The sequence below is a fragment of the Microbacterium sp. NPDC086615 genome (assembly GCF_040686055.1).
GTDB lineage: Bacteria > Actinomycetota > Actinomycetes > Actinomycetales > Microbacteriaceae > Microbacterium.
Window position 1 is genome coordinate 106380 of record NZ_JBFBJJ010000011.1, and the last position, 24122, is coordinate 130501.

15 protein-coding genes are annotated in these 24122 nt (G+C 70.9%); all 15 read left to right on the forward strand.

Annotated elements, in window-relative coordinates; translation table 11 throughout:
• Nucleotides 1-2: 2 nt before the first annotated feature.
• Nucleotides 3-2147 (forward strand): phosphate acetyltransferase, encoded by a 2145-nt coding sequence (gene pta / locus AB0O24_RS12555; protein ID WP_363375295.1) that lies wholly within the window; start codon nt 3-5, stop codon nt 2145-2147.
• Nucleotides 2144-3412, forward strand: a complete 1269-nt coding sequence (locus AB0O24_RS12560) for an acetate kinase (RefSeq protein WP_307385474.1) — start codon at nt 2144-2146, stop codon at nt 3410-3412. The genes pta and AB0O24_RS12560 overlap by 4 nt, the downstream gene beginning before the upstream one ends.
• Before the next feature lie 65 nt (nt 3413-3477).
• The gene (locus AB0O24_RS12565) at nt 3478-4602 is read left to right on the forward strand and encodes a glycosyltransferase family 2 protein (RefSeq protein ID WP_363375298.1); all 1125 of its coding nucleotides are present in this window, start codon (nt 3478-3480) and stop codon (nt 4600-4602) included.
• A 100-nt stretch (nt 4603-4702) separates the two neighbouring features.
• Nucleotides 4703-5437, forward strand: a complete 735-nt coding sequence (locus tag AB0O24_RS12570; protein WP_363375301.1) for a beta-phosphoglucomutase family hydrolase — start codon at nt 4703-4705, stop codon at nt 5435-5437.
• A 97-nt stretch (nt 5438-5534) separates the two neighbouring features.
• Nucleotides 5535-8063, forward strand: coding sequence for a glycosyl hydrolase family 65 protein (locus AB0O24_RS12575; protein ID WP_363375304.1), 2529 nt, complete (start codon nt 5535-5537; stop codon nt 8061-8063).
• A 233-nt stretch (nt 8064-8296) separates the two neighbouring features.
• The gene (locus AB0O24_RS12580) at nt 8297-11158 is read left to right on the forward strand and encodes a DNA polymerase III subunit gamma and tau (protein WP_363375307.1); all 2862 of its coding nucleotides are present in this window, start codon (nt 8297-8299) and stop codon (nt 11156-11158) included.
• Nucleotides 11158-11751 (forward strand): recombination mediator RecR, encoded by a 594-nt coding sequence (gene recR, locus AB0O24_RS12585; RefSeq protein WP_058232585.1) that lies wholly within the window; start codon nt 11158-11160, stop codon nt 11749-11751. The genes AB0O24_RS12580 and recR overlap by 1 nt, the downstream gene beginning before the upstream one ends.
• Before the next feature lie 192 nt (nt 11752-11943).
• Nucleotides 11944-12480, forward strand: a complete 537-nt coding sequence (locus tag AB0O24_RS12590) for a hypothetical protein (protein WP_058615255.1) — start codon at nt 11944-11946, stop codon at nt 12478-12480.
• A gap of 30 nt (nt 12481-12510) precedes the next feature.
• Nucleotides 12511-14205, forward strand: coding sequence for a PASTA domain-containing protein (locus AB0O24_RS12595; RefSeq protein WP_275799520.1), 1695 nt, complete (start codon nt 12511-12513; stop codon nt 14203-14205).
• A 324-nt stretch (nt 14206-14529) separates the two neighbouring features.
• Nucleotides 14530-15546: a phosphate ABC transporter permease subunit PstC gene (gene pstC / locus AB0O24_RS12600; RefSeq protein WP_275799521.1), complete on the forward strand. Its 1017-nt coding sequence runs from the start codon at nt 14530-14532 to the stop codon at nt 15544-15546.
• A complete protein-coding gene (pstA, locus tag AB0O24_RS12605) occupies nt 15546-16859 on the forward strand; it encodes a phosphate ABC transporter permease PstA (protein ID WP_275799522.1) in 1314 nt (437 codons plus the stop codon). Before pstC ends, pstA begins: the two co-directional genes overlap by 1 nt.
• Nucleotides 16856-18451: a phosphate ABC transporter substrate-binding protein PstS gene (gene pstS, locus AB0O24_RS12610; RefSeq protein ID WP_275799523.1), complete on the forward strand. Its 1596-nt coding sequence runs from the start codon at nt 16856-16858 to the stop codon at nt 18449-18451. The genes pstA and pstS overlap by 4 nt, the downstream gene beginning before the upstream one ends.
• Nucleotides 18452-18587: 136 nt before the next feature.
• Nucleotides 18588-21254, forward strand: a complete 2667-nt coding sequence (locus AB0O24_RS12615; protein WP_363375313.1) for a hypothetical protein — start codon at nt 18588-18590, stop codon at nt 21252-21254.
• 91 nt (nt 21255-21345) lie between these two features.
• Entirely contained in the window at nt 21346-22446 is a 1101-nt protein-coding gene (locus AB0O24_RS12620) for a hypothetical protein (RefSeq protein WP_275799525.1), read from the forward strand.
• A 29-nt stretch (nt 22447-22475) separates the two neighbouring features.
• Nucleotides 22476-24038, forward strand: a complete 1563-nt coding sequence (locus AB0O24_RS12625; RefSeq protein WP_275799526.1) for an Ig domain-containing protein — start codon at nt 22476-22478, stop codon at nt 24036-24038.
• Nucleotides 24039-24122: the final 84 nt, after the last annotated feature.

The following is a 24122-nucleotide window of genomic DNA, read 5'->3' on the forward strand; positions in this document are numbered from 1 at the left end:
ACGTGACGCAGAGCATCTACATCACGTCGGCCGAGGGGCACTCGGGCAAATCCACCGTGGCTCTGGGGGTCCTCGACGCCCTCAGTCGCGTCACTCCGCGCGTGGGGGTGTTCCGTCCGATCGCGCGTTCGACGGCCGAGCGCGACTACGTGCTCGAGATGCTGCTCGACCACGACGGGGTCGACCTCGACTACGACGACTGTGTCGGCGTGACCTACGACGACGTCCGCGACGACGCCGACGCGGCCCTCGGTCGCATCGTCGAGCGTTACAAGGCGGTCGAGGCGCAGTGCGACGCCGTGGTCGTCATCGGCAGTGACTACACCGACGTCGGCAGCCCCGCAGAGCTCGCCTACAACGCGCGGATCGCGGCGAACCTCGGCGCCCCGGTGCTCCTCGTCCTCGGTGGCCGCGCCCAGCAGGGACAGGGCGAGACGCTCGGCCTATCGGTCGCGCGCACCCCGCACGAGGTCGGTCAGATCGCGTCGCTCGCGGTCGCCGAGCTCCTGCACGAGCGCGCCGAGGTCTTCGCCGTGATCGTGAATCGCGCCGATCCCGACCAGCTCGACGGGGTCGTGGCATCCGTTCGTCAGATCATCGACACCCTTCCCGTCACCCCGTCGGCCGAGCGTCGGCCCGTGCCGGTGTGGGCTCTCCCCGAAGACCGCTTCCTCATCGCCCCCTCGATGCGCGGCGTTCTGCGCTCGGTCGAGGGCGAGCTCATCAAGGGCGACCCCGAGCTGCTCACCCGTGAGGTGCTCGGGGTGGTCGTGGCCGGGATGTCGATGGTCAACGTGCTTCCGCGGCTCAAAGAGTCGGCGGTCATCGTCATCCCCGCCGACCGCAGCGAGGTCCTGCTCGCCACGCTCCTCGCGAACGCCTCGGGGACGTTCCCGTCGCTCGCCGGCATCGTCCTCAACGGCGGGTTCGAGCTGCCGGATCCGATCGTCCGTCTCATCGACGGCCTCGGTTCGCCGCTGCCGATCATCGCGACCGACCTCGGCACCTACGACACGGCCGTCCGCATCATGAACACGCGCGGACGCCTCGCCGCCGACTCGCAGCGTCGGTATGACACCGCGCTCGCGATGTTCGAGCGTCACGTCGACACCGCGCTGCTGACGCGAGAGCTCGGCGTCGCCCGACCCAGCGTCGTCACCCCGCTGATGTTCGAGTACGGCCTCGTCGACCGGGCCCGCACCGACAAGCGCCGCATCGTCCTGCCCGAGGGCACCGACGACCGTGTGCTCCGGGCGGCGGCCACGGTGCTCTCGCGCGGCATCGCCGACCTCACGATCCTCGGCGAGCCGATCGAGGTCCGCGGGCGCGCGATCGAGCTCGGCATCGACATCCGCGACGCCGAGGTGCTCAGCCCCTTCGATGCCGTGCACGTCGACAAGTTCGCGACCGAGTACGCCCGGCTCCGTGCGCACAAGGGCGTCACGTACGCCCAGGCCGCCGACACCGTCACGGACGTGTCGTACTTCGGCACCCTCATGGTTCACATGGGCCTCGCCGACGGCATGGTCTCGGGCGCCGCCCACACGACGGCCCACACCATCCGCCCCGCCTTCGAGATCATCAAGACGGCCCCGGGCGTCTCGGTCGTCTCGAGCGTGTTCCTGATGGCCCTCGCCGACCGCGTGCTCGTCTACGGCGACTGCGCGGTCATCCCCGATCCGACCAGTGAGCAGCTGGCCGACATCGCCGTGTCGTCGGCGGCGACCGCCGAGCAGTTCGGCATCGAGCCGCGCGTCGCGATGCTCTCGTACTCGACGGGGGAGTCGGGCACGGGTGCCGACGTCGAGAAAGTGCGTGCCGCCACCGCTCTCGTGCGCGAGCGTGCGCCGGAGCTCCTCGTCGAGGGACCGATTCAGTACGACGCCGCGGCCGACGCGGCCGTAGCCCAGGCCAAGATGCCCGGCTCCGAGGTCGCGGGCCGCGCGACGGTCTTCGTCTTCCCGGATCTCAACACCGGCAACAACACGTACAAGGCCGTGCAGCGCTCGGCCGGCGCCGTCGCGATCGGGCCGGTGCTCCAGGGCCTCAACAAGCCCATCAACGACCTGTCGCGCGGCGCGCTCGTCGACGACATCGTTAACACCATCGCGATCACCGCGATCCAGGCCCAGGGGAGCAGCAAGTGAGCGTGGTGCTCGTCGTCAACAGCGGGTCGTCGTCGTTCAAGTACCAGCTGCTCGACATGCGACACGAGCGAGTGCTCGCTTCGGGCCTCGTCGAGCGCATCGGCGACCCTTCGACAGGCTCAGGGACCGGGGGAACAGCGAAACACACCGTCGAGGCGGCCGCCCTCGCACCCGGCGACGAGGCGCCCGCGGTCACGGATGCCACGCACACGATCGAACGGGAGATCCCCGACCACACCGCGGGCTTCGCCGTCATGCTCGACGCGTTCGCCGCGCACGGGCCCTCGCTCGACGAGCATCCGCCCGTCGCGGTCGGCCACCGGGTCGTCCACGGCGGAGCGCGGTTCTTCGAGCCCACCGTCGTGACGCCGCTCGTCGAGATCAACATCGACGAGCTCTCGGTGCTCGCGCCCCTGCACAACCCGGCGAACCTCGCCGGCATCGTCGCGGCGAAGAAGGCTTTCCCCGACGTGCCGCACGTCGCCGTCTTCGACACCGCGTTCCACCAGTCGCTCGCTCCCGAGGCCTACACCTACGCGATCGATCGCGAGATCGCCGAGGCCCACCGCATCCGCCGTTACGGCTTCCACGGCACGAGCCACAAGTTCGTCAGCGAGGCCGCCGCGGCCTTCGTCGGCCGCCCGCTCGGCGAGCTCAAGCAGATCGTCTTCCACCTCGGGAACGGCGCCTCGGTCACCGCCATCGAGGGCGGCCGTTCGGTCGACACGTCGATGGGCCTCACGCCGCTCGAGGGGCTCGTCATGGGTACGCGCTCCGGCGACCTCGACCCGGCCGTGCTGTTCCAGCTCGCGCGTCGCGCCGACATGTCGATCGCCGACCTCGACACGCTTCTGAACAAGCGCTCCGGCCTCCTGGGCCTCGCCGGTGTCAGCGACATGCGCGACATCGGTGAGCGACGGGATGCCGGAGACCCGGCGGCGCAGCTCGCCTTCGACGTCTACATCCACCGTCTCCGCGCCTACGCGGGGGCGTATCTCGCCCAGCTCGACGGCGTCGATGTGATCTCCTTCACCGCCGGGGTGGGAGAGAACTCGATCCGCGTGCGCGAGGAGGCCATGGCGACCCTCGGCTTCGCCGGCGTCGAGATCGACCCCGAACGCAACGCGACGCGCGAGCGCGGCATCCGTCGGATCTCGACCGACGCCTCGCGCGTGGAGGTGCTCGTGGTCCCCACGAACGAGGAGCTCGAGATCGCCCGTCAGACGCTGTCGGTCACCTCCGGGGTCACCTTCGGTCGCATCTGATCTCGCCCCCGTTCCCGCGGCACCCCTGGTGCGTGGGCGTCGACGGCGCGTGTGAGCATCGGCGGATGCCCTTCCTCCGTCGTTCCTCAGCCGCGCGCGCTGCGCGCATCGATCATCGGGTGACCGCTGACGGCATCGTCGCGATCGTGGATGTGACCACGACCACCCGCCTCACGGCCGACGAGGTTCATGCGATTCTCCAGGCCGACACTGTTCATCCGGTGTGGGGGAGGCGGCAGGTGCGACGCGCCCGCAGGCGCGTGGGAGGGGAGGAGACCAGGCCTGCCCCGGGAGCGGAGTGTCCGATCCGCCCCCTGGTCTCGGTGATCCTGCCGGTCTACGACGGCGAGCGATACCTGGCCGAGACTCTCGACGCCGTCCTGGCCCAGACGTTCGTGGACTTCGAGCTCATCGTCGTCGACGACGCGTCGAGCGACCGATCGCTCGAGATCGCGCGGCGGGTCACGGCGGGGCTGTCGCATGTCCGGGTGGTGTCGCTGGGGCGCAACACGAGGAAGTGCGGGGCGGTGGCGATCGGTCTCGCGCTGGCGGCGGGGCGCTACGTCATGGAGATCAACGCCGACGACGTGCTGGAACCCGACGCCCTCTCCCGCCTCACCGCGCCGGTGCGCGACGGCGTCGAAGCGGACTGCATCTTCGGCGATCACACCGTCATCGACGCGCGGGGTGTCGTGCGGCCGCAGGCAGCCCAGCGGTGGTCGCGCTCGACCGGACGCGCCGACCTGACGGCGGGCGCTGTCGCGGACGCGCGGCGACGGCACCTCCGTCACGGTCTCGTCCCGGCGGCGGTGTGCGCGCTCATCCGGCGCGACGTCGTCGGCGCGTGGCCGGCCTTCACCGAGGCTCACACCGACTACTGGCTGGCGTGGCGCGGGGTGCGTCGCGAGCGGGTGTGGTTCGTCGGTCCCGAACCGCTCGCGCGCTACCGGGAGCACGAGGGCGGAATCACGCGGTCGTTCCACTCCCGACGTCGCGCGCGAACGCGTCTCGTGATGGATGCCGCGGTCCTCCGTTCGATCCGGCTCCGCGAGGCGCCCGCGCTGCTCCGACGGTTCGCGGATCACGGCTTCGACCTCGTCTTCGGCCCCGCCGCGCGCGACCGGGCGCGGATGCTGGTGCGCCGGCGGGCGTGGCAGCACGGCGAGTTCGACGAACCTTCCGCTCGCTGACTCGCTCACCCGCGGAGGTGTCGGAGGTTACCCGCCACTACGCTGGAAGCACGACGCGGCGTCGCGTCCGCACGCCCCGCCCTGCGATCTGGAGCCCGCCGTGACCGACACCCCCGCCCTGCCCGACCTCACCGCGTACGAGGGTGTGCTGTTCGATCTCGACGGCGTGCTGACGCCGACCGCCGAGGTGCACATGCGGGCCTGGAAAGAGATGTTCGACCAGCTCTTCGCGGCCTGGAACATCGAGCCGCCGTACACCGATCGCGACTACTTCGAGTACGTCGACGGCAAGAAGCGCTACGACGGCGTCGCGAGCCTGCTGCGCAGCCGCGACGTGGAGGTTCCGTGGGGCGATCCGTCCGACGACCCGTCCGAAGACACCGTGTGCGGCGTCGGCAACCGCAAGAACGCCGTGTTCTCGCGCATCCTCCGTGCCGAGGGCATCGCGCCCTACCCGGGTTCCGTCGCCCTGCTCGACGTGCTGCAGGCCGCGGGGACGCCGATCGCCGTCGTGTCGAGTTCGAAGAACGCCGTCGAGGTGCTCGAGGCGGCGGGGCTGCGCGACCGATTCCCCGTCGTCATGGACGGGGTCCTCGCCGAGCGCGACCACCTGGCCTCCAAGCCGGCTCCCGACGTCTTCGCCGAGGCTGCCCGTCTCCTGGGCGTCGACCCCGCGCGGTCGGTCGCCGTCGAAGACGCCCTGAGCGGCGTGCGTTCCGCGGCCGCAGCCGGGTACGCGGTGGTCGTGGGCGTCGATCGTGGCGTCGGAGCCGACGATCTCACGGCGGCGGGTGCCACCGTGGTCGTCGACGACCTCGCGGCGTTCGTAGACTGAGCCGTCGCCTCGCGGCATCCTGAGCCCCACCCCTCGCGCGCACACCCGAGCCCCGCGCGCGAGCCGACCCGTACCTCGCCACCGGAAGGCACGCCCGATGATCGATCGCGATCGTTTCCCCATCGACGAATGGCGCCTCATCGAGACCGAGTTCTCGGTCGACGATGTGGGTGTCACCGAAACGCTGTTCTCCGTCGGCAACGGCTACCTCGGCCTGCGCGGAAACCCCATCGAGGGGCGTTTCGCCCACGAGCAGGGCACGTTCATCAACGGCTTCCACGAGACGTTCCCCATCCGTCACGCCGAGCAGGCCTACGGATTCGCCGAGGTCGGCCAGACGATCATCAACGCACCGGATGCCAAGGTCATGCGCGTCTACGTCGACGACGAGCCGCTCTCGCTCGACGTCGCCGACGTGCGCGAGTACGAGCGCGTGCTCGACATGCGCCAGGGCATCCTCCGCCGGAGCCTGCTGTGGGTCACGCCCGCGGGCAAGCACGTGCGGATCGAGGACGAGCGGTTCGTCTCGTTCGACGAGAAGCACCTCGCGGTGCTCCGTCTCACCGTCACGGTGCTCGATTCCGATGCGCCCGTCTCGGTGAGCAGCCAGCTGCTGAACCGGCAGGACGGTGAGGGGATCTACGGCGGTTCGCCGATGGCATCCAAGCAGGCCGGATTCGATCCGCGGAAGACCGAGAAGCTCAGCGACCGTGTGCTGCAGCCGCGGGAGTACTGGCAGGACGGCGACCGTTCCGCGCTGAGCTACGAGGTGACCGAGTCGGGGATGACGCTCGCCGTCGTCGCCGATCACCTCGTCGACACCGCAAACGAGTGGACCTCTCGCCAGCTCATCGAGCCCGACATCGCGAAGAACGTCTTCCGCGTCGACGCGCGGGCCGGCGTCCCGACGACCATCACCAAGCTCGTGAGCTACCACACCTCCCGGGGCGTGCCCACGGGTGAGCTTCTGGACCGGTGCCGTCGCACCCTCGACCGCGCGCGCGAGACCGGGGTCGAGGGTCTCGTCGAGCAGCAGATCGCCTGGTACGCGGCATTCTGGGACCGCTCGGACGTGCGCATCGGGGGTCACGGCGACCTGCAGCAGGCCACGCGCTGGTGCCTCTTCCAGCTCGCGCAGGCCGCAGCCCGCGCCGACGGACAGGGCGTTCCCGCCAAGGGCGTGACGGGCTCCGGCTACAGCGGCCACTACTTCTGGGACACCGAGGTCTACGTCCTGCCGTTCCTCGCGTACACCTCGCCGCTGTGGGCACGGAACGCGCTGCGCATGCGCTATCTCATGCTCCCGGCGGCCCGGAAGCGCGCGCACCAGCTCAACGAGGCCGGCGCGCTGTTCCCCTGGCGCACCATCAACGGCGAGGAGGCCTCGGCCTACTACGCCGCCGGCACGGCGCAGTACCACATCAACGCCGACGTCTCGTTCGCGTTGGCGAAGTACGTCCGCGCCACGGGCGATGAAGAGTTCCTCGCCCGCGAGGGCGTCGACATCGCGGTCGACACGGCGCGACTGTGGTCGACGCTCGGCTTCTGGCGCTCGAGCGACGGCGGCGAGGAGCACGACTCGTTCCACATCCACGGCGTGACCGGTCCCGACGAGTACACGACGGTCGTCAACGACAACCTCTTCACGAACGTCATGGCGCGCTTCAACCTGCGGTTCGCCGCGCGTACCGTGCGCGAGCTCGCCGAGAACGACCCCGACGCGTACGCGCACATGGCCGACCGCATGAACCTCGACCCCTCCGAGCCCGAGCGCTGGGATCGGGCGGCCGAGGCGATGCACATCCCGTTCAGCCCGGCGCTTGGCATCCATCCTCAGGACGCGGTGTTCCTCGAGCGCGAGATCTGGGACCTCGAGAACACCCCGCCCGACCAGCGCCCGCTGCTGCTCCACTTCCACCCGCTCGTGATCTACCGGTACCAGGTGCTCAAGCAGGCGGATGTCGTGCTGGCGCTGTTCCTGCAGGGGAATCACTTCACGGATGCCGAGAAGCTCGCCGATTTCGAGTACTACGACCCGCTGACCACGGGCGACTCGACGCTGTCCGCGGTCGTGCAGTCGATCCTCGCGGCCGAGGTGGGGTACCAGGACCTCGCGTTGGAGTACTTCCGGCAGGCCGCGTTCGTCGACCTCGGCGACCTGCACCACAACGCCACCGACGGGGTGCACGTGGCGTCGGCCGGCGGCGTCTGGACGGCGCTCGTCAGCGGCTTCGGCGGCATGCGCGACCACTTCGGCCGGTTGACCTTCGACCCGCGCCTGCCCGCCGACTGGCCCGAGCTGTCGTACGTGCTGCACTGGCACGGCACGCGTCTCGATGTGACCCTGACCGCGACGGCTCTGACGTTGCGCGCGAGCGGTGACGGCGATCCCGTCGAGTTCGCCGTGCGCGACGTGGACTACACCGTCGCCCCCGGCGAGTCGGTGCGCGTCGCCCTGCACGGGCAGGGACCCGTGCGGCCGGGGCGCCCCTCGATCCGACAGCTCGAGGGGTCGGTTCGGGAGGACGGCACGCTGTTGCTGGCCTCGGTGCCGATCGTCACGGCGGCCATCCCCATCGTGGGCGACGACGACGACGAGCCGGTCGCGGTCGGTCTCGACGTCTGACGTCGCTTCACGAACGCGGCGGTGCCTTTCGGGGTGCCGCCGCGTTCTGGTTTCCGTGCGGTCGGGCTACGAGGCGCGGGGACCGGTGACGAGCGGAGGGTGAGGGAGGAGGGGAGGATGCCGAGGGCCTCAGCGTCCTCCCCTCCTCCCTGATCCGCCCCTCATCACGCGCGCCGCCGCCGTGCGCAGACGCCCGCGGACGCAATGTCGGAGGGACGCCGTAGGCTGGTCGGGTGACGACAGCCCTGTACCGCCGATACCGCCCGCAGGCGTTCGGCGAGATGATCGGGCAGTCCCAGGTGACCGAGCCCCTGATGACCGCCCTGCGCAGCGATCGCGTCGGCCACGCCTACCTCTTCTCGGGTCCGCGCGGCTGCGGTAAGACCACGTCGGCGCGCATCCTGGCCCGATGCCTCAACTGCGCCGCGGGCCCGACCGACACCCCTTGCGGCACGTGCGACAGCTGCGTCGAACTCGGACGCGGAGGCAGCGGATCGCTCGACGTGGTCGAGATCGACGCCGCCAGCCACAACGGCGTCGATGATGCGCGCGATCTTCGCGAGCGCGCGATCTTCGCCCCCGCCCGCGACCGCTTCAAGATCTTCATCCTCGACGAGGCGCACATGGTGACGCAGCAGGGCTTCAACGCGCTGCTGAAGCTGGTCGAAGAGCCGCCGGCGCACGTGAAGTTCATCTTCGCGACCACTGAGCCCGAGAAGGTCCTCGGCACGATCCGTTCGCGGACGCACCACTACCCGTTCCGGCTCGTTCCGCCGGCCGCCATGCTCGAGTACGTCCAAGAGCTCTGCGAGAGCGAGAACGTCGGAGTCGAAGCCGGCGTGCTGCCGCTCGTCGTGCGTGCCGGCGGGGGCTCGCCGCGTGACACGCTGTCTCTGCTCGATCAGCTCATCGCCGGCAGCGACGCGGATGCCGCGGGCCACGTGCTCGTGCGGTACGAGCGTGCCGTGGCCCTCCTGGGATACACCCACTCCGAGCTCCTCGACGAGGTGGTCGACGCTTTCGCGGCGAACGACGGCGCCGGGGCTTTCGCCGCGGTCGACCGCGTGGTGCAGACCGGGCAAGACCCGCGTCGCTTCGTCGACGATCTGCTCGAGCGCCTGCGCGACCTCATCGTGGTCGCGGCGACCGGTGCCGGCGCCTCGGCCGTCCTGCGCGGCGTTCCCGACGACGAGCTCGAGCGCATGGCCCGGCAGGCCACGGCGTTCGGGGTGGCGCGCCTGTCGCGGACCGCCGACCTCGTCGTGGCCGCCCTCGACGAGATGACGGGTGCCACCTCGCCGCGTCTGCAGCTCGAGCTGCTCGTCGCCCGCGTGCTCACCCACGCCGGGGTGTCGCAGGGGTCGTCTCCCGCGACGATCCACGACCTCGACGCCGCCCGTGCGACGGCGCCCGCGACCCCGGTCGCCACCGGGCGGCCCGCGTCTCCCGCGGCCGACATCGCACCGGGGGGCGTCAGCGCTCCGCGCGTCGCGGCTCCGTCGACGCCGCGCATCGCGGCGCCGGGGTCGGCGACCCCGGCGGGCGGTTCTGCCGCGCCGGCCGTCGCTTCACCGGGGATCGCTTCGCCTGGCATCGCGGCACCGGGAATCGCGGCACCGCGGGTTGCCGCGCCGAACGCGGCCCCGCCGGTCGCGGCCCCGACGGCTGCTCCGAACGTCGCGGCGCCCGTGGCGGCTCCGAACGACGCGACGCCGGTCGCATCGCCCCGTGTGGCGGCTCCGAACGTCCCGGCGCCGAACGTCTCGGTGCCCGCCGTCGCGCCGCCGGTCGAGGCGCAGAGCGCTGCCGCACCGAGCGCTGCCGCACCGAGCACCGCGTCTCCCACCGCGTCTCCCACCGCGCCGAGCGCCGCGCCGAGCGCCGCCGCCCCGAGCGCCGCGTCTCCCACCGCGCCGAGCGCCGCTCCGCCCGCCGACGAAGACGACGCGCCCCCGCCGTTCACCGACGATGACGCGCCGCCGCTCGACGACGAGCCCCGTCCCGTCGATGCTGCGCCCGAGCAGAGCGCACCGGCGCGAGAAGCGGCTCCGAGCGCCGCCGCCGGCTCCCACGACGAGGCGCACCCGTTCGACACCGCGCCCACCGCCGGCGGCCCCGTCGCTGACGCCGACCGTGCGAGCGCGATGCGCGCGAGTGACGCTCCCGCGCCGACGGCCGCCCCGTCCGCCGCCCCGGCCCGGCCGGCCGCCCCCGCCCCGGAAGCCGCGCCGCGCACCCCCGTGTCCGATGCCGACACCCGCGCCGAGCCCGACCCTTCTCCGCTCGAGCCGGTCGCTCCGACTCCGCCGGCGATCCCCGTCGGACCCATCGAGCTCGGACACGTGCGCGACGCGTGGCCGGAGATCCTGGCTCAGCTCGAGGTGACCAGCCGGCCGTCGTGGCTCATCGTCTCGACAGCGACGGTCGCCGCTTTCGACGACGACGTGCTGACGCTGCTTTTCCGCACGGGGAGCGACCTGACGGCGTTCAAGACGCGCTCGGCCGACGGCGGTCCGAGCGAAGACCTCCGTCAAGCGATCCTCGCCGTCCTCGGCGTGCGCGTGAAATATCTCGCGCGCCTCGACGGCGACGGCCCGGGTGGCCCCGGCCCTGGTGGCCGACGCGGCAACGGGTCCGGCTCGCCGGCCGCCCCGCCCCGCGGGGGAGCGACCGTGACTGCTCCCGCGCGGTCCTCGGCACCGTACTCGGCGAGCGTGACCGACTGGGCGGTGGCGCCGATCCCCGGTGCCGCCCCGACGGTCGCATCTCCCGCCGCGGCCCTGGCCGTCGACGACGAACCCGAAGAGGCCCGTCCGACGGTCGCGCCCGCGGCTGCCTCGGCCGTCCGCGAGGGTGGCGTGCTCCCCGCGACCGAGGTCTCCCGGTCGGTGCCGGCGCCCGACGAGGTCGACGACGACGACGTGATCCCGCCCGCCGACGAAGCGCCCGATGCGCCCGTTCCGCCGGTCGTGGTTCCGCGCATGCCCCCGCTTCGCGGCGGGGTCCAGCGATACGGTGAGGCCGTCGTCCGCCAGATGCTCGGCGCGACGTACCTGCGCGACGAGCCCTACGAGCCCCCGACGAGGTTCACCTGATGTACGACGGCATCGTCCAAGACCTGATCGACGAGTTCGGCCGCCTCCCGGGAATCGGTCCGAAGTCGGCTCAGCGCATCGCGTTCCACATCCTGCAGTCGCCGAGCTTCGACGTGTCCCGCCTGTCGACGCTGCTCGGCGAGATCCGCGACAAGGTGAAGTTCTGCGAGATCTGCGGCAACGTCTCCGAGCAGGAGCGGTGCTCGATCTGCCGTGATCCCCGCCGCAACCCGGCCCTCATCTGCGTGGTCGAAGACGCGAAAGACGTCGCCGCGATCGAGCGCACCCGCGAGTTCCGTGGTCTCTACCACGTGCTCGGCGGGGCGATCAGCCCCATCGCGGGCATCGGTCCCGACGACCTCCGCGTCGCCCAGCTCATGCAACGTCTGGCCGACGGCACCGTCCAAGAAGTGATCCTCGCGACCAATCCGAACCTCGAGGGCGAGGCCACGGCCACCTACCTCAGCCGCTTGCTGCACACCCTCGAGATCCGCGTCACGCGCTTGGCATCCGGTCTCCCGGTGGGCGGCGACCTCGAGTACGCCGATGAGGTCACCCTCGGCCGCGCCTTCGAGGGTCGACGCACCCTCTGAACGTCCTCCGCGCCCGCGCGGACAGTTCACCCGGCAGGTGATTACGCGCGGCGTCGAGCGTTGCCACGTCGTAACCCGTCCGTTCACCCTCTGCTCGCGCAGCGGCTACGGCAGGACGGCACTTTCTGTTCTGCGGAACAGCTCGAGACGACCCGAAAGTCCGACGCTCAGTCCGTCAGACAGGGGCTTTCCGTGAGCGATCGACTCGACGTCGCGCGCGCCCGCACCGGGCGCGTGATCTTCGACACCTTCCGTTCTCACTACGACCCGCGCCTCGCCGCGTGGTTGTTGCTGCGTTCGTACTTCCTCCCGGAGATGGCCGCGGTGCACCTCGAAGCCCAGGTCGCGACGCCGAGCGAGAACATCGTCTCGCTGGGTGTCTTCGGCGTGTGGCGGTTACTCGCGACCAACAACCGTGAACTCGCGCGATGTGCCGCGGTCTATACCTCTCCGGCGGCGGCCGTCGCGGCCGCCCGGCGCGAGCAGAGCCGCGCCGCCGACCTGCAGTTGACGGCCGTCCGGGGTCCCGGGTCGACCAAGCACGGTTGGATCCTGCGCAGCGCGGGGGTGCCGGTCGTGACGACGGCCCGATGGTACGAGTCGGCGGGGGAGGCCATGGCAGCCGGTCGGACGGCGGTGAACGTCTTCGCCTCGGCGCAGGTGGTCGACGGAGTGAGCATCGGCACCCCCTCCGGCCGACGTTCCCGCGTGCTGGACAGGACGACGTGACACGCGGTCCCCGCGCCCCCGGGCGTCGCCGTGGGTGACGGGGAGCGGGCGGGGGTCATCGCCGGCCGCTTCCGTCTCGGTGGGCTCCTCGGCTCGGGCGGTACCGCGTCGGTGTTCTCGGCGGAGGACACGGTCACCGGACGTCGGGTCGCCGTGAAGCTCCTCCATCCGCACCTGTCCGAAAGTCCCGAGGTCCGCGCGGCCTTCCTCGACGAGGCGAAGCGCATCGCCACCCTCTCGCACCCCTGCGTCGTCACGATCGTCGACCTCGGCACCTTCCTCGACGGTGACACCCCGATCGCGTGGATCGCGCAGCAGCTCGTGGAGGGACGGACGCTCGCCGAGTACGTGCGCGTCGAGGGCGTGCTCTCGCCGGCCGAGGTCGTCGATGTGGGCTCGGACGTCCTGTCCGGACTCGCCGCCGCCCATCGTGCCGGGCTGATCCATCGCGACGTGTCGCCCGCGAACGTGCTCGTACGTCGCGTCGACGGGGGACTCCGGGCGACGCTGCTCGACTTCGGTCTCGCCGATGCCGCGGGCCGCACGGCGCACGGCGACGACGTGCTGCGCAGCTCCGTCACCACGGCCACGGCCGGGGTCGTCGGCAACGCCCATTTCGCCTCTCCGGAGCAGTTGTCCGGGAGCGCGGTCGGCCCCGCGGGCGATCTCTATCAAGTGGGCGGGCTGCTCTACTTCGCCCTGACGGGGCGAGCTCCCTTCGAGAGCGACGACCGGGCGGCCGTCGTGCGCGGACACCTCAACGCACCCCCGCCGGTCCCGTCGGTGCGGCGACGCGGAATCCCGCAGGCGCTCGACAGGGTCGTGGTCCGCGCGCTCCTGAAGGATCCCTCGCTTCGCTACACGGATGCCGACGAGATGCGCCGTGCCCTCCTCGCGGCGCTGCCTCCCGACGTCCCGCAGCCGCCACCTCCGCCGGCCGCGACGGCGAGGACCGCAGCGACGCGGGCGCTGGCACCCGCACCGGCACCCGCGCCTCCTGCCATCGAGACGCCGCCTCCCGTCGAGGAGCAGCCCCCGCGCGAGCGTCGCGCTGCCGGATGGGGCCTCGTCATCGCGATCATCGCCGTGCTCGTCGCCACCGCCACGGCCGTGCCGTTGCTCTCGGGCGCCGGACGCACGGCGCCCCCCGCCGAGGCCGTCACCCCCGACGACGCCGCGACCCCGTCCGCCACGGCCGCGATCACGCCGGGGACGGCGGCACCCTCCGCCTCGGTCGCGGCGACGGTCGTTCCGGCCCTGACCACCGTCGCCGACGCCGCCTCGATCCTCGCGGCGACCGGTCTCCGCCTGGGAGACGTGCGCACGCGCGACGACGTCGCGCCCGCGGGAACGGTCCTCGAGTCCGACCCCGCGGCGGGCACGACCGTCGTGCGGGGATCGACCGTCCGTCTCACGGTGGCATCCGGCTCGAACGCGGTTCCCGACGTCACCGGGATGGATGCGGCGGCGGCGGACGCGCACCTGCGAGCGGCCGGCTTCACGTCGACCACAGTGACCGTCGTCTCGGAGCGGCCCGCCGGGCTCGTCCTGGGGAGCGAACCCGCCGCGGGCAGTTCGGTGGCGCTCGGAAGCGCCGTCCGCGTGCTCGTCGCCGCGGCACCGCTGCCGAGCCCCACGGTCTCGCCGCCCGCCCCCACGTCGACGCCGAGTCCGTCGCCCACGGCGACGGTCCTGCCGACCTCGTCGCCCACGCCGGCGCGCTGATCCCGCGCGCGGGAGGAGTGCGCCCGGGTCGCGCGAGGCCGCGGCATCCTCCGGCGTGCCGCGCGGTGCACCGGCACCGGCGCCATCGACGTCCGTCGTTCACCTTCGCGCGTCCAGCGTTCACCCGTCGGCCAGGGCGTGTGGCGGGGTGAGGTCGGACGCGTTCACTGCCCGCTCATAGCGTCTCGCATGCCGGTTACCCGAGCCGGCTCCCGGCGGACGAGCGAGACGCATCGCCGTTCGCACAGCCGCCCGCCGCCGCCCGCGACCACCCGTCGTCGGCGGGAACGAGTGTCTGCGGCGGCCGCGATCCCTGGAGCATGAATGACCGATCTGACCACCGAGGTGCTGCCGTCGCGCCCGGCGGGACCGCCCGAGCCCCGATCTCTGCGGAGCGCCCCCGTCGTGGGCGACCGCGTCTTCCGCAGCGGAGCCTACGCGGCCGGCATCATCACCGTGGCGGTCATGCTCGCCGTCGGAGTGTTCCTGACGGCGCGGGCGGGTGACGCGCTCGTCGTCGCCGGTCCGTCGTTCCTCACCACGCAGGAGTGGTCGCCCGAGACGGGGACGTTCGGCGTCGCCGCCGTCCTGTTCGGCACCGTGACGATCGCACTCGTCGCGATGGCGATCTCCGTCCCGCTGGCACTCGGGACCGCGCTGCTCATCAGCGAGATCGTCCCGCCCCGGCTGCGGTCGTTCCTCATCACCATGGTCGATCTCATGGCGGCGGTCCCCAGCGTCGTGTTCGGGCTGTGGGGGGTGTTCTTCCTGCAGGCGAACGTCATCCCGGTCGCCGAGTGGATCTCGACCTACTTCGGCTGGATCCCGATCTTCGACGTGACGGATGCCGCGGGCACCCGACTCACGGAGGCGGGGGCGTTCACCTCGTCCGCGTTCATCGCCGGCATCGTGGTCGCGCTCATGGTGGTGCCCACCCAGACCTCGGTCATGCGCGAGGCGTTCTCGCAGGCGCCGCTGGGGGAGCGCGAGGGGGCGCTGGCGCTCGGATCGACGCGCTGGGGAATGATCCGCGCGGTCGTCCTGCCCTTCGGCCGCGGCGGGATCATCGGCGGAACCATGCTGGGCCTCGGGCGTGCGCTCGGCGAGACGATCGCGGTGGTCATGATCATCTCCCCGATCTTCACCATCAACACCCAACTGCTGAAGACGGGAACGAACTCGGTGTCGGCCCTCATCGCCCTGCGCTACGGCGAGGCGAGTCAGTTCGGTCTGTCTGCGCTCATGGCGGCGGGCCTGGTGCTGTTCATCATCACGCTCATCGTGAACTTCACGGCGTCCACGATCGTGGCTCGCAGTCGATCCGGGGCGGAGAGCACCTGATGGCGATCGTCACCCCCGAGGCGCCCACCGTCGACGAGGGCGTGCCGCGTCAGCCGATCCGCACGACGATTCCCCTCCGAGACGGTCACGTGGGAGAGCGCCGCGACCTGCGCACCGTGCCCTTCGGCGATCGGTTCGACCTGCTCGGCAGCATGGCCGCGAGCCTCGCCCTGTCGTCGCTGCTGTTCGGCTGGCTCACTCCGATGACGGGCGGCATCGGCTGGGCGGTGCTGTCGTTCATCGCGTTCCTCGGGATCTACGCGGTCATGTCGTCGCTGCGGGCCGACCGTCTCGCGGTGCGCGAGCGCATCGTGACGGCGCTGTTCTACTCGGCCGGGATCCTGCTCCTCGGAGCGCTGACGTTCGTGCTCTTCTTCACGCTGATCCGCGGATCCTCGGCGCTGTTCCACGGCAACTTCTTCGTCGAGACCATGACGACGGCGGGTCCGCTCGACCCCCTGACCGTGGGCGGTATCGCGCACGCCGTCGTGGGCACGCTCATCCAGATCGGCATCGCCCTCGTCATCACCATTCCCCTGGGGGTGATGACGGCCGTGTTCCTCAACGAGGTCGGCGGACCCTTCGCGCGCTTCGTGCGGACGGTGTCGGATGCCATGACGGCGCTGCCCTCGATCGTGGCGGGCCTGTTCGTCTATGCGGCCGTCGTCACCCTGATCACCCACGAGCGCTCGGGCTTCGCGGCATCCATCGCCATCAGCGTGATGATGCTGCCCATCATCATCCGCGCCTCCGATGTGGTGCTGCGCCTGGTTCCCCACAATCTCCGCGAGGCCTCGTACGCCCTCGGGTCGAGTCGCTGGCGCACCGTGTGGAACGTCGTCCTGCCGACGTCGCGCTCGGGACTGGTCACGGCGGTGATCCTCGGGACGGCCCGAGGGATCGGCGAGACTTCGCCCGTGCTGCTGACCTCCGGCGTCACGGCGCAGATGAACCTCAACCCCTTCTCGGGGCCGATGATCTCTCTCCCGCTGCAGGTCTTCGACTTCGTCAAGTCGCCCGAGCCGAACATGATCGCCCGCGGCTTCGGCGCGGCGGCGACCCTCGTCCTGCTCGTCCTGACGCTGTTCATCATCGCCCGCCTCATCGGCGGACGCGGTCCTGGGCAGCTCTCGGACCGCCAGCGCCGCGCCGCGATGGCCGCGTCGGCGCGAGACCTGCGTCGCATCAGCGCTGATCCCGCGCTGCACTCGCGGGCGGTGCGGCGCTTGAGCGCGGCATCCCGTGTCCCCTTCTTCGGCGGGCGCGCAGCCCCCGCCGCTCGTCCCCGATCCCCCGAGGAGAACCCGTCGTGAACCTTCGTCGCCGCCTGGGCCGCACCGCGGCCATCCTCGCGGTCGTGACGCTCGTGGCTCTGGTGCCCGTTCCCGCTCAGGCCGACGGCTACGTCCGCATCTCGGGTTCGGGGTCGACCTGGTCGCAGAACGCGCTCGATCAGTGGCGCAAGAACGTCGCGAACAACTACGGCATGACCGTGAACTACTCGGGGACCGGTTCGTCGGCGGGGCGGAACGACTTCATCAATCAGACGGTGGACTTCGCCGTCAGCGAGATCCCCTTCCAGAGCCAGCCCGAGGACAACTCCCCGCCCGAGAACCCCACGACCGGCTACGCGTACATGCCGATCGTCGCCGGCGGCACCTCGCTCATGTACAACCTCAAGATCGGCGGCAAGCGGGTTACCAACCTGCGCCTGTCGGGTGAGGTCATCACGAAGATCTTCGCGGGTCAGATCGCGAAGTGGAACGACCCGGCCATCCAGGCCGACAACCCGGCGCTGGCCATGCCCGATGTCTCGATCACGCCGGTGTACCGCTCCGACGGGTCGGGCACGAGTGCGCAGTTCACGCTGTGGATGTCGAAGCAGTTCGGGAGTATTTGGACCTACGGCATGCGGTCGCAGTTCCCGCAGGTCACCGACGCGTTCAAGGGGCAGAACGGTTCGCTGGGCGTGGCGGGCTACGTCAGCCAGAACTACGGCGAGGGAGCGATCACCTACGTCGAGTACTCGTACGCGATGAAGTCCGGCTTCCCCGTCGTCAAGATGCTCAACAACGCCGGGTACTACGTCGAGCCGACCTACCAGTCGGTCGCGGTGGCGTTGATGTCGGCCCAGATCAACACCGACCTGACGCAGAACCTCGACGGGGTCTACAACAGCAACGATCCGCGCGCGTATCCCATGTCGAGCTACTCGTACATGATCGTGCCGACCGAGACCAACAAGGTGTTCACGCCCGAGAAGGGCCGCACCCTGAGCCGCTTCGCCACCTACATGCTGTGCGAGGGGCAGCAACAGGCGTCCGCCCTGGGGTACTCGCCGCTGCCGATGAACCTCGTCCAGGCCGGATCCGACGTGCTCAAGAGGATCCCCGGCACCGAGGGCGGTGTCGACTTCAACAACTGCAACAACCCGACCTTCAAGCCCGGCGACTCCCCGCGGAACAACCAGCTGGCGCTGACCGCGCCGACACCGCCCGACTGCGACCGCAAGGGCGCGACGCAGTGCGTCGAGGGCACCGGCGGTGCGCAGGAAGAGACGCCGACCACGGGAACGGGCGGGGCGAGCGGCGGCGCGAACAGCGCGGATGCCGCGGCGGGTGCCGCGGGCACGACCGGCGGTGGAACCGACGCGGGAGCGGCCGGCACGGCACCGGGGACGACCGGCGGCACGGCGGCCGATCCGGTTTACGACGCGAACGGCAACCTCGTCTCGGCGGCAGCGGGAGGGACGTCGGCCGCCGTCTCGGCCCCCTTCTCGCTCGCCGAGAACGGGTGGGGGACGCCGCAGATCATCATGCTCGCGGCGGGACTGCTCGTGGTCGCCGCGATCCTCATCCCGCCCGTCGTCGGTCGACGGCCTCGTGGAGGAAAAAGAACCTTCTGATCGGGGAGTTTGCAACGTTCAAGCGTTGCAGTCACCGCGGCGGTGCCTCGTTGACACCGCGTTCATCCCGCCGTCACCCGCCGCCCGTCCACTTGTCTCGACGCTTCTTCGAGAAGCACTCTGCAAAGGAAACCTCGTGTCTGAACACCGTGAGCGGCGAACCGCTGCGTCCCGCTCCGCGGGACGACGCGCACGGATGGCATCCGGTGCCCGGGCCACGGACCGTGTCGTGTCGCGCGGGCGCCGGGCCCTGGCATCCGTCGTCGTCGGCACCCTCGCGGGTCTGACGATCTTCGCCCTGTCCGGCGGGACCGGCGCGCTGTCCGCGATCGCTCCGTCGGCCGTGGCGGACGACTCCTCCGCGGTGACCGTCACGGCGAAGGATCAAGACCTCGACGTCGAGAACGCCCCGTTCCCCGACCTCTCGGTGACCGTCTCGCAGACGCGGGCGTTGGAGTCGCAGGGCATCGTCGTGTCGTGGACCGGGGGAAAGCCGTCGACCGTGCCGAGCTCGCAGATCGGCGGGGCGGACTTCCTGCAGGTCTTCCAGTGCTGGGGCGACGACCCGGCGCATCCGGGCACCCCCGACCGGACGACCTGCCAGTACGGGCTCGGAGGCGTCCCCGGCTCGCACCGCGACGATCCCCGCGACACCGACGCATCGGTCGCCGCGGAGGACAAGCCGTACACGGTCTTCGGTGACGGGTTCGCCACCCCGACCTACACGTCCATTCCCTTCCGGGGAGCGAACGGCCGCACCGTCGCCAACGTCGTCGACGGTGCCTACTCGTACACCAAGGACGCCGACGGCAAAGACGTCCTGGCCGACATGAACACGAACGAGTTCTTCTCGAAGTACACGACCAACATGGTGTCGTGGGCGGGGTCCGGCGGCGACGGCTCCGGGTCGGTGAAGTTCGAGGTCCAGACCGCGCTGCAGTCGCAGGGTCTCGGCTGCGGCTCACCCGTGACGGCCGCCGACGGCAGCGTGTCCGGTTCGAGCTGCTGGCTGGTCATCCTGCCTCGCGGGCAGCAGGACGGCGGGGCGTCCTTCATCACGAAGTCGGGGCTCTTCTGGGACGCGTGGAAGCACCGCATCGCGGTCAAGCTCGACTTCAAACCCCTGGGCGTCCGGTGCCCCATCGGCGCGGCCGAGCGGCAGCTCGCGGGAAGCGAGCTGATCAGCCGGGCGGTCTCGTCGTGGCAGCCCGTGGTCTGCAACCAGTCGGGCGGCTCGGTCTACTCGGCCATCACCGGGGCGGAGTCCGACGCGGCGCGCGCGGCGAACGGCACCGCACCGGCACCGCTCGCCCTGACCTCGCGCCCCCTGGATCCGAGCCTGGGCACCGACTCGCTGCGATACGCCCCCGTGGCCATCACGGGAGCGGCGATCTCGTTCGCGATCGACCGGAACCCGCGCCCGGGAGACGACACCGTGCCCGAGGACGTCCAGAAACGCGTCGGACTACCCTTCACCTCTCTGAAGCTGACCCCGCGACTCGTGGCGAAGCTGCTCACGAACTCGTACCTCGACTCGCTGCCGACCTTCGCCGACCGGGACCATCTGAGCCACAAGGACGGCGACGAGCGCGTGTACAACCCGCGCAACCTCGTCAGCGACCCCGACTTCCTCGCGATCAACGATCCCGAGTGGAAGTACCAGGCGCTCGCCGCGGCGTCCCTCGCCGACGCGCTGGTTCCGCAGGGGCGCTCCGACGCGGTCTGGGCGATCTGGCAGTACGTGATGAGTGACGAATCGGCTCGTCAGTTCCTCGCCGGCACCCCGGACGAATGGGGGATGACGGTCAATCCGTGGAGCTCGACGGATGCCGAGAAGAACCCCACGAAGGCCGCGTTGACCCTGCCGCGCGAAGACTTCCCCAAGGCCGACCCGGTCGAGCAGGCCGAGACGCCGTCGGCGGGGCCGGTCAACCTCGTGACCTGGCGTCCCTACGTCAACGATCTCGACTCCGGCGCGTACAACACGCTGCGCGGCGACGGTCTGACGCTCGGGGCGTGGGATCCGATCGCCGTGCCACCGAAGTACGGCAAAGCCGATCGGAGTCTGCCCGGGCGTCAGGCGGTCGTGGCGGTGACCGACACGGCATCCGCGGCCCGGTACCAGATCGTCACGGCGTCGCTGAAGAATCCGGCGGGGGAGTTCGTCGGGGCGACGACGGATGCCATGGCCGCCGCGGCCGCGGCCATGACCCCGACCGCCGGGCAGGCGCAGGTCGTGGCGTTCGACCCCGGTTCCCCGAGTGCGATCGCCGCGCGCGGCGCGTACCCGCTCACCATGCCCGTGTACGCGGCCATCAACCCGAAGTCCTCCGACGCGGAGCTCCGCAAGAGCTACGCCGCCTTCATCCGCTTCGCCGCGAAGGACGGGCAGCGTCCGGGAACGGCTCCCGGGCAGCTGCCGCAGGGATTCGTTCCGCTGCCCGAGGGATGGCAGACCCTCGCCCTCACGGCCGCGGACGACATCGAGGCGGGACGGATGCCGAGCCTCGGCGGCACACCGACCCCCGCGGCGAACGGCCCCGCGGCGGGCGTGCCCTTCCCCAGCGGCGGCGTCGTCGGCAGCGCCCCGGCCGCGGCCGCCCCCGCACCCGCGGCCCCGGCGCAGGCCTCCGCCCCGGACCCCGTGGCATCCGGTTCCGCCGCCCCCGCTCGGACGGGTGGCACCACACCCGACGATCCGGACATGGGCGCCCTGCCGGCCGCGCTGCCGGCCAGTGTCGCGGGTGGGCTCGCCGCCGCCTTCGCCGTGCCCCTCCTCGGACGACTGCGCCGACGGCTCTGACGCCGCGCCGGTCTCCGTTCCCCAGACCCGTCCTCTCGCAACTGAACACCCGAATCACATCTGTGCACCACACCAATCGAAAGGCATTGAGTTGAAGCTCAAGAAGCTGGCCGCCATGGGCGCGGCTTGCGGTATCGCGATCGCCGGCCTCGGCGTCGCCTCCATGGCCTCGGCCGAGCCGGTCTCGAACAGCTACTCGCTGGTCGGTTCCGACACGCTGCAGGACGCGGCCAACGCGATCACGAACGGAACGACCCTCACGGGCTCGCTCGTCCGTGTGACCTCCACCAACAAGACGCTCGGCAGCTTCGACGCGTTCGGTTCCACGGCCATCCAGACCAAGCAGGGCGGTCCGTTCTTCGGCCGTCCCGCCGGTTCGGGCGCGGGTGTCACGGCGCTCCGCGCCTCGATCACGGGTGCGCTGTACAGCGGCAACGCCGGCGTGCCGGCCCGCCAGATCACCGGCCAGGTCGACATCGCCCGCTCCTCGAGCGGTCCCGGCAACAACGCCAACGCCAACGGTCTGCTCGCGTACGTGCCCTTCGCGCGCGACGCGGTCGGTTTCGCGTTCCGCGGTGGCGACTCGTCGTGGTCCACGCTGACGCCCGCCCAGCTGAAGTCGATCTACGAGTGCAGCACGACGTCGATCGGTGGCGTCACCGTCAAGCCGCGCCTGCCCCAGAACGGCTCGGGGACGCGCAACTTCTTCCTCGGCGCCATCGGCAGCCCGACGCTCGGCTCGTGCGTCACCGACGCCAACGGCACCACGCCCGAGAACGACGCGTCGGTGCTCGGCACGAACGACCTCATCCCCTTCAGCGCCGCCAGCTGGATCGCCCAGGCGAACGGCGCCACCGGGGTCAACACGACGACGACCTCCGGTGTGAAGTTCGGCTCGCCCGTCAACCAGGAGCCCGCCTTCACGGGCACCGCGCCCAACCTCGTCCCCAACGTCGACTTCTATAAGGACGCGACCTTCGGCCGCGACACCTACCTGGTCGTCGAATACGCCCGCATCGTCCCCGGTGGCGACAAGTACGACGCGGGCCTCGCCAACCTCGTCAACCCGTCGGTCACCAACAGCCTCACCAGCTTCGGTTCGCTGCCGATCTCGGTCGGCGCGGTGAAGAAGAAGTTCGGCTTCCTCGCTCCCTCCACCACCACCATCCAGCGCGCGTTCGCGACGCTGTGACCTCTGAGAACGGAAAAGGACTCCACCTCATGAACATCAAGAAGTTCGGGACGATCGTCGCCGCGGCGACGGCGGTCTCGCTTCTCGCGGGCGGCTTCTCGGCCACCGCGGCGAACGCGGCCACGGGTGCGCCGCAGTTCTACCTCCTCGACGGCGGTGACGGACACCTCCTCGCCGACGACACCGTCCTGAACTGGGATTCGCAGGTCGTCGCCACGCCCGGACCGACCGTCGACGACATCACGGTGCTGTTCCCCGGCACGGCCGACGCGACCGGTGTCGCGTACTTCATCGCCCCCCAGGGCAAGGAGACCACGATGTCGGCCTGGACGGCGTCCAGCGACGGCGCCCTCACCCCCGGCACGGTCGACATCATGGCCCCGAACCTGACGCTCTCGGGCTTCCTGTTCGGCAACTGGGCCCAGGTCAAGGCGAACGGCGGTGACTTCAGCCTCGGCTTCGCGTGGACCCGCAACAACGGTCTGAACATCGCGGATGCCGGCGTGAAGTACGTGGGCATCCACGTCAAGCCCGGCGGCGACTGGACGTTCGACCCGCAGAGCTCCGGCCCCTCGGCCACGGCTCCGACCATCACGACCACCGCTCTCGGCACGGCCAAGGTCGGTGCGGCGTTCTCGCAGACGCTCACCGCCGACGGCACCGCCCCGATCACGTGGTCGATCAAGGACGGCGGGGCCCTTCCCGCCGGTCTGACCCTCGACGGCGCGACCGGTGTCGTGTCGGGCACGCCCACCACCGCCGGCTCGTACAGCTTCACCGTCGTCGCCACCAACAGCGCGGGCAGCAACGAGAAGGCGTTCACCGGCACGGTGGACACGGCCGCTCCGACCGCGCCGACGAAGCCCTCGGGCTCCTCGGCGAACAAGGTCGACGTGGCCGACCCCGCCAAGGGTGCGAAGACGATCACCGTCCCCGCGGGCGCCGCCAACAAGGGCAAGACCCTCGAGGCGTGGGCCTGGTCCGACCCGACCGACCTCGGTCAGGTCACCGACGACGGCAACGGCAACTTCTCGGTGGACATCTCGAGCCTGCCGGGCGGCGAGCACACCATCGCCCTGGTTGCCCCCGGCGACGCGACCTACACCGTCCTCGCCTGGGACACCTTCACGAAGCAGTCCGCTGCCGGTGACACCACCACCGACGCCGTCGACCTGTCGGCCGCGGTCACCGCGAGCGACCTGTGGTCGCTGAACGCCGAGGCCACCAAGGTCGACTTCGGCAGCGTGGCGCGCGACAAGAGCGTCACGAAGTCGCTCGGCAAGGTCACCGTCATCGACGACCGCAACGTTCTGAAGGGTTGGGACCTCACCGCCGCGTGGACCCCCTTCAAGAACGGCGCGGGCGACGAGATCCCCGCCACCGCGCTCGCGGTGGCACCCAAGGCCTACACCGGCTACACCCCCATCACGGGTGTGACCGTCGGCACGGGTTCGAAGATCGCCTCCAGCACGGCCGTCACGACGCTCACCACCGGTGCGCTCTTCGACGCCGACCTCACCTTCACCGCTCCGAAGGACGCGCAGACGGGCGACTACACGTCGACCCTGACGGTCACCCTCACCTCCAAGTGAGCTGACCGGCGCCGGTGGCACGGGGGATCCTCGCGATCCCCCCGTGCTGCCACACCATCAGCCCTCGTTCACCTCGGCGACACG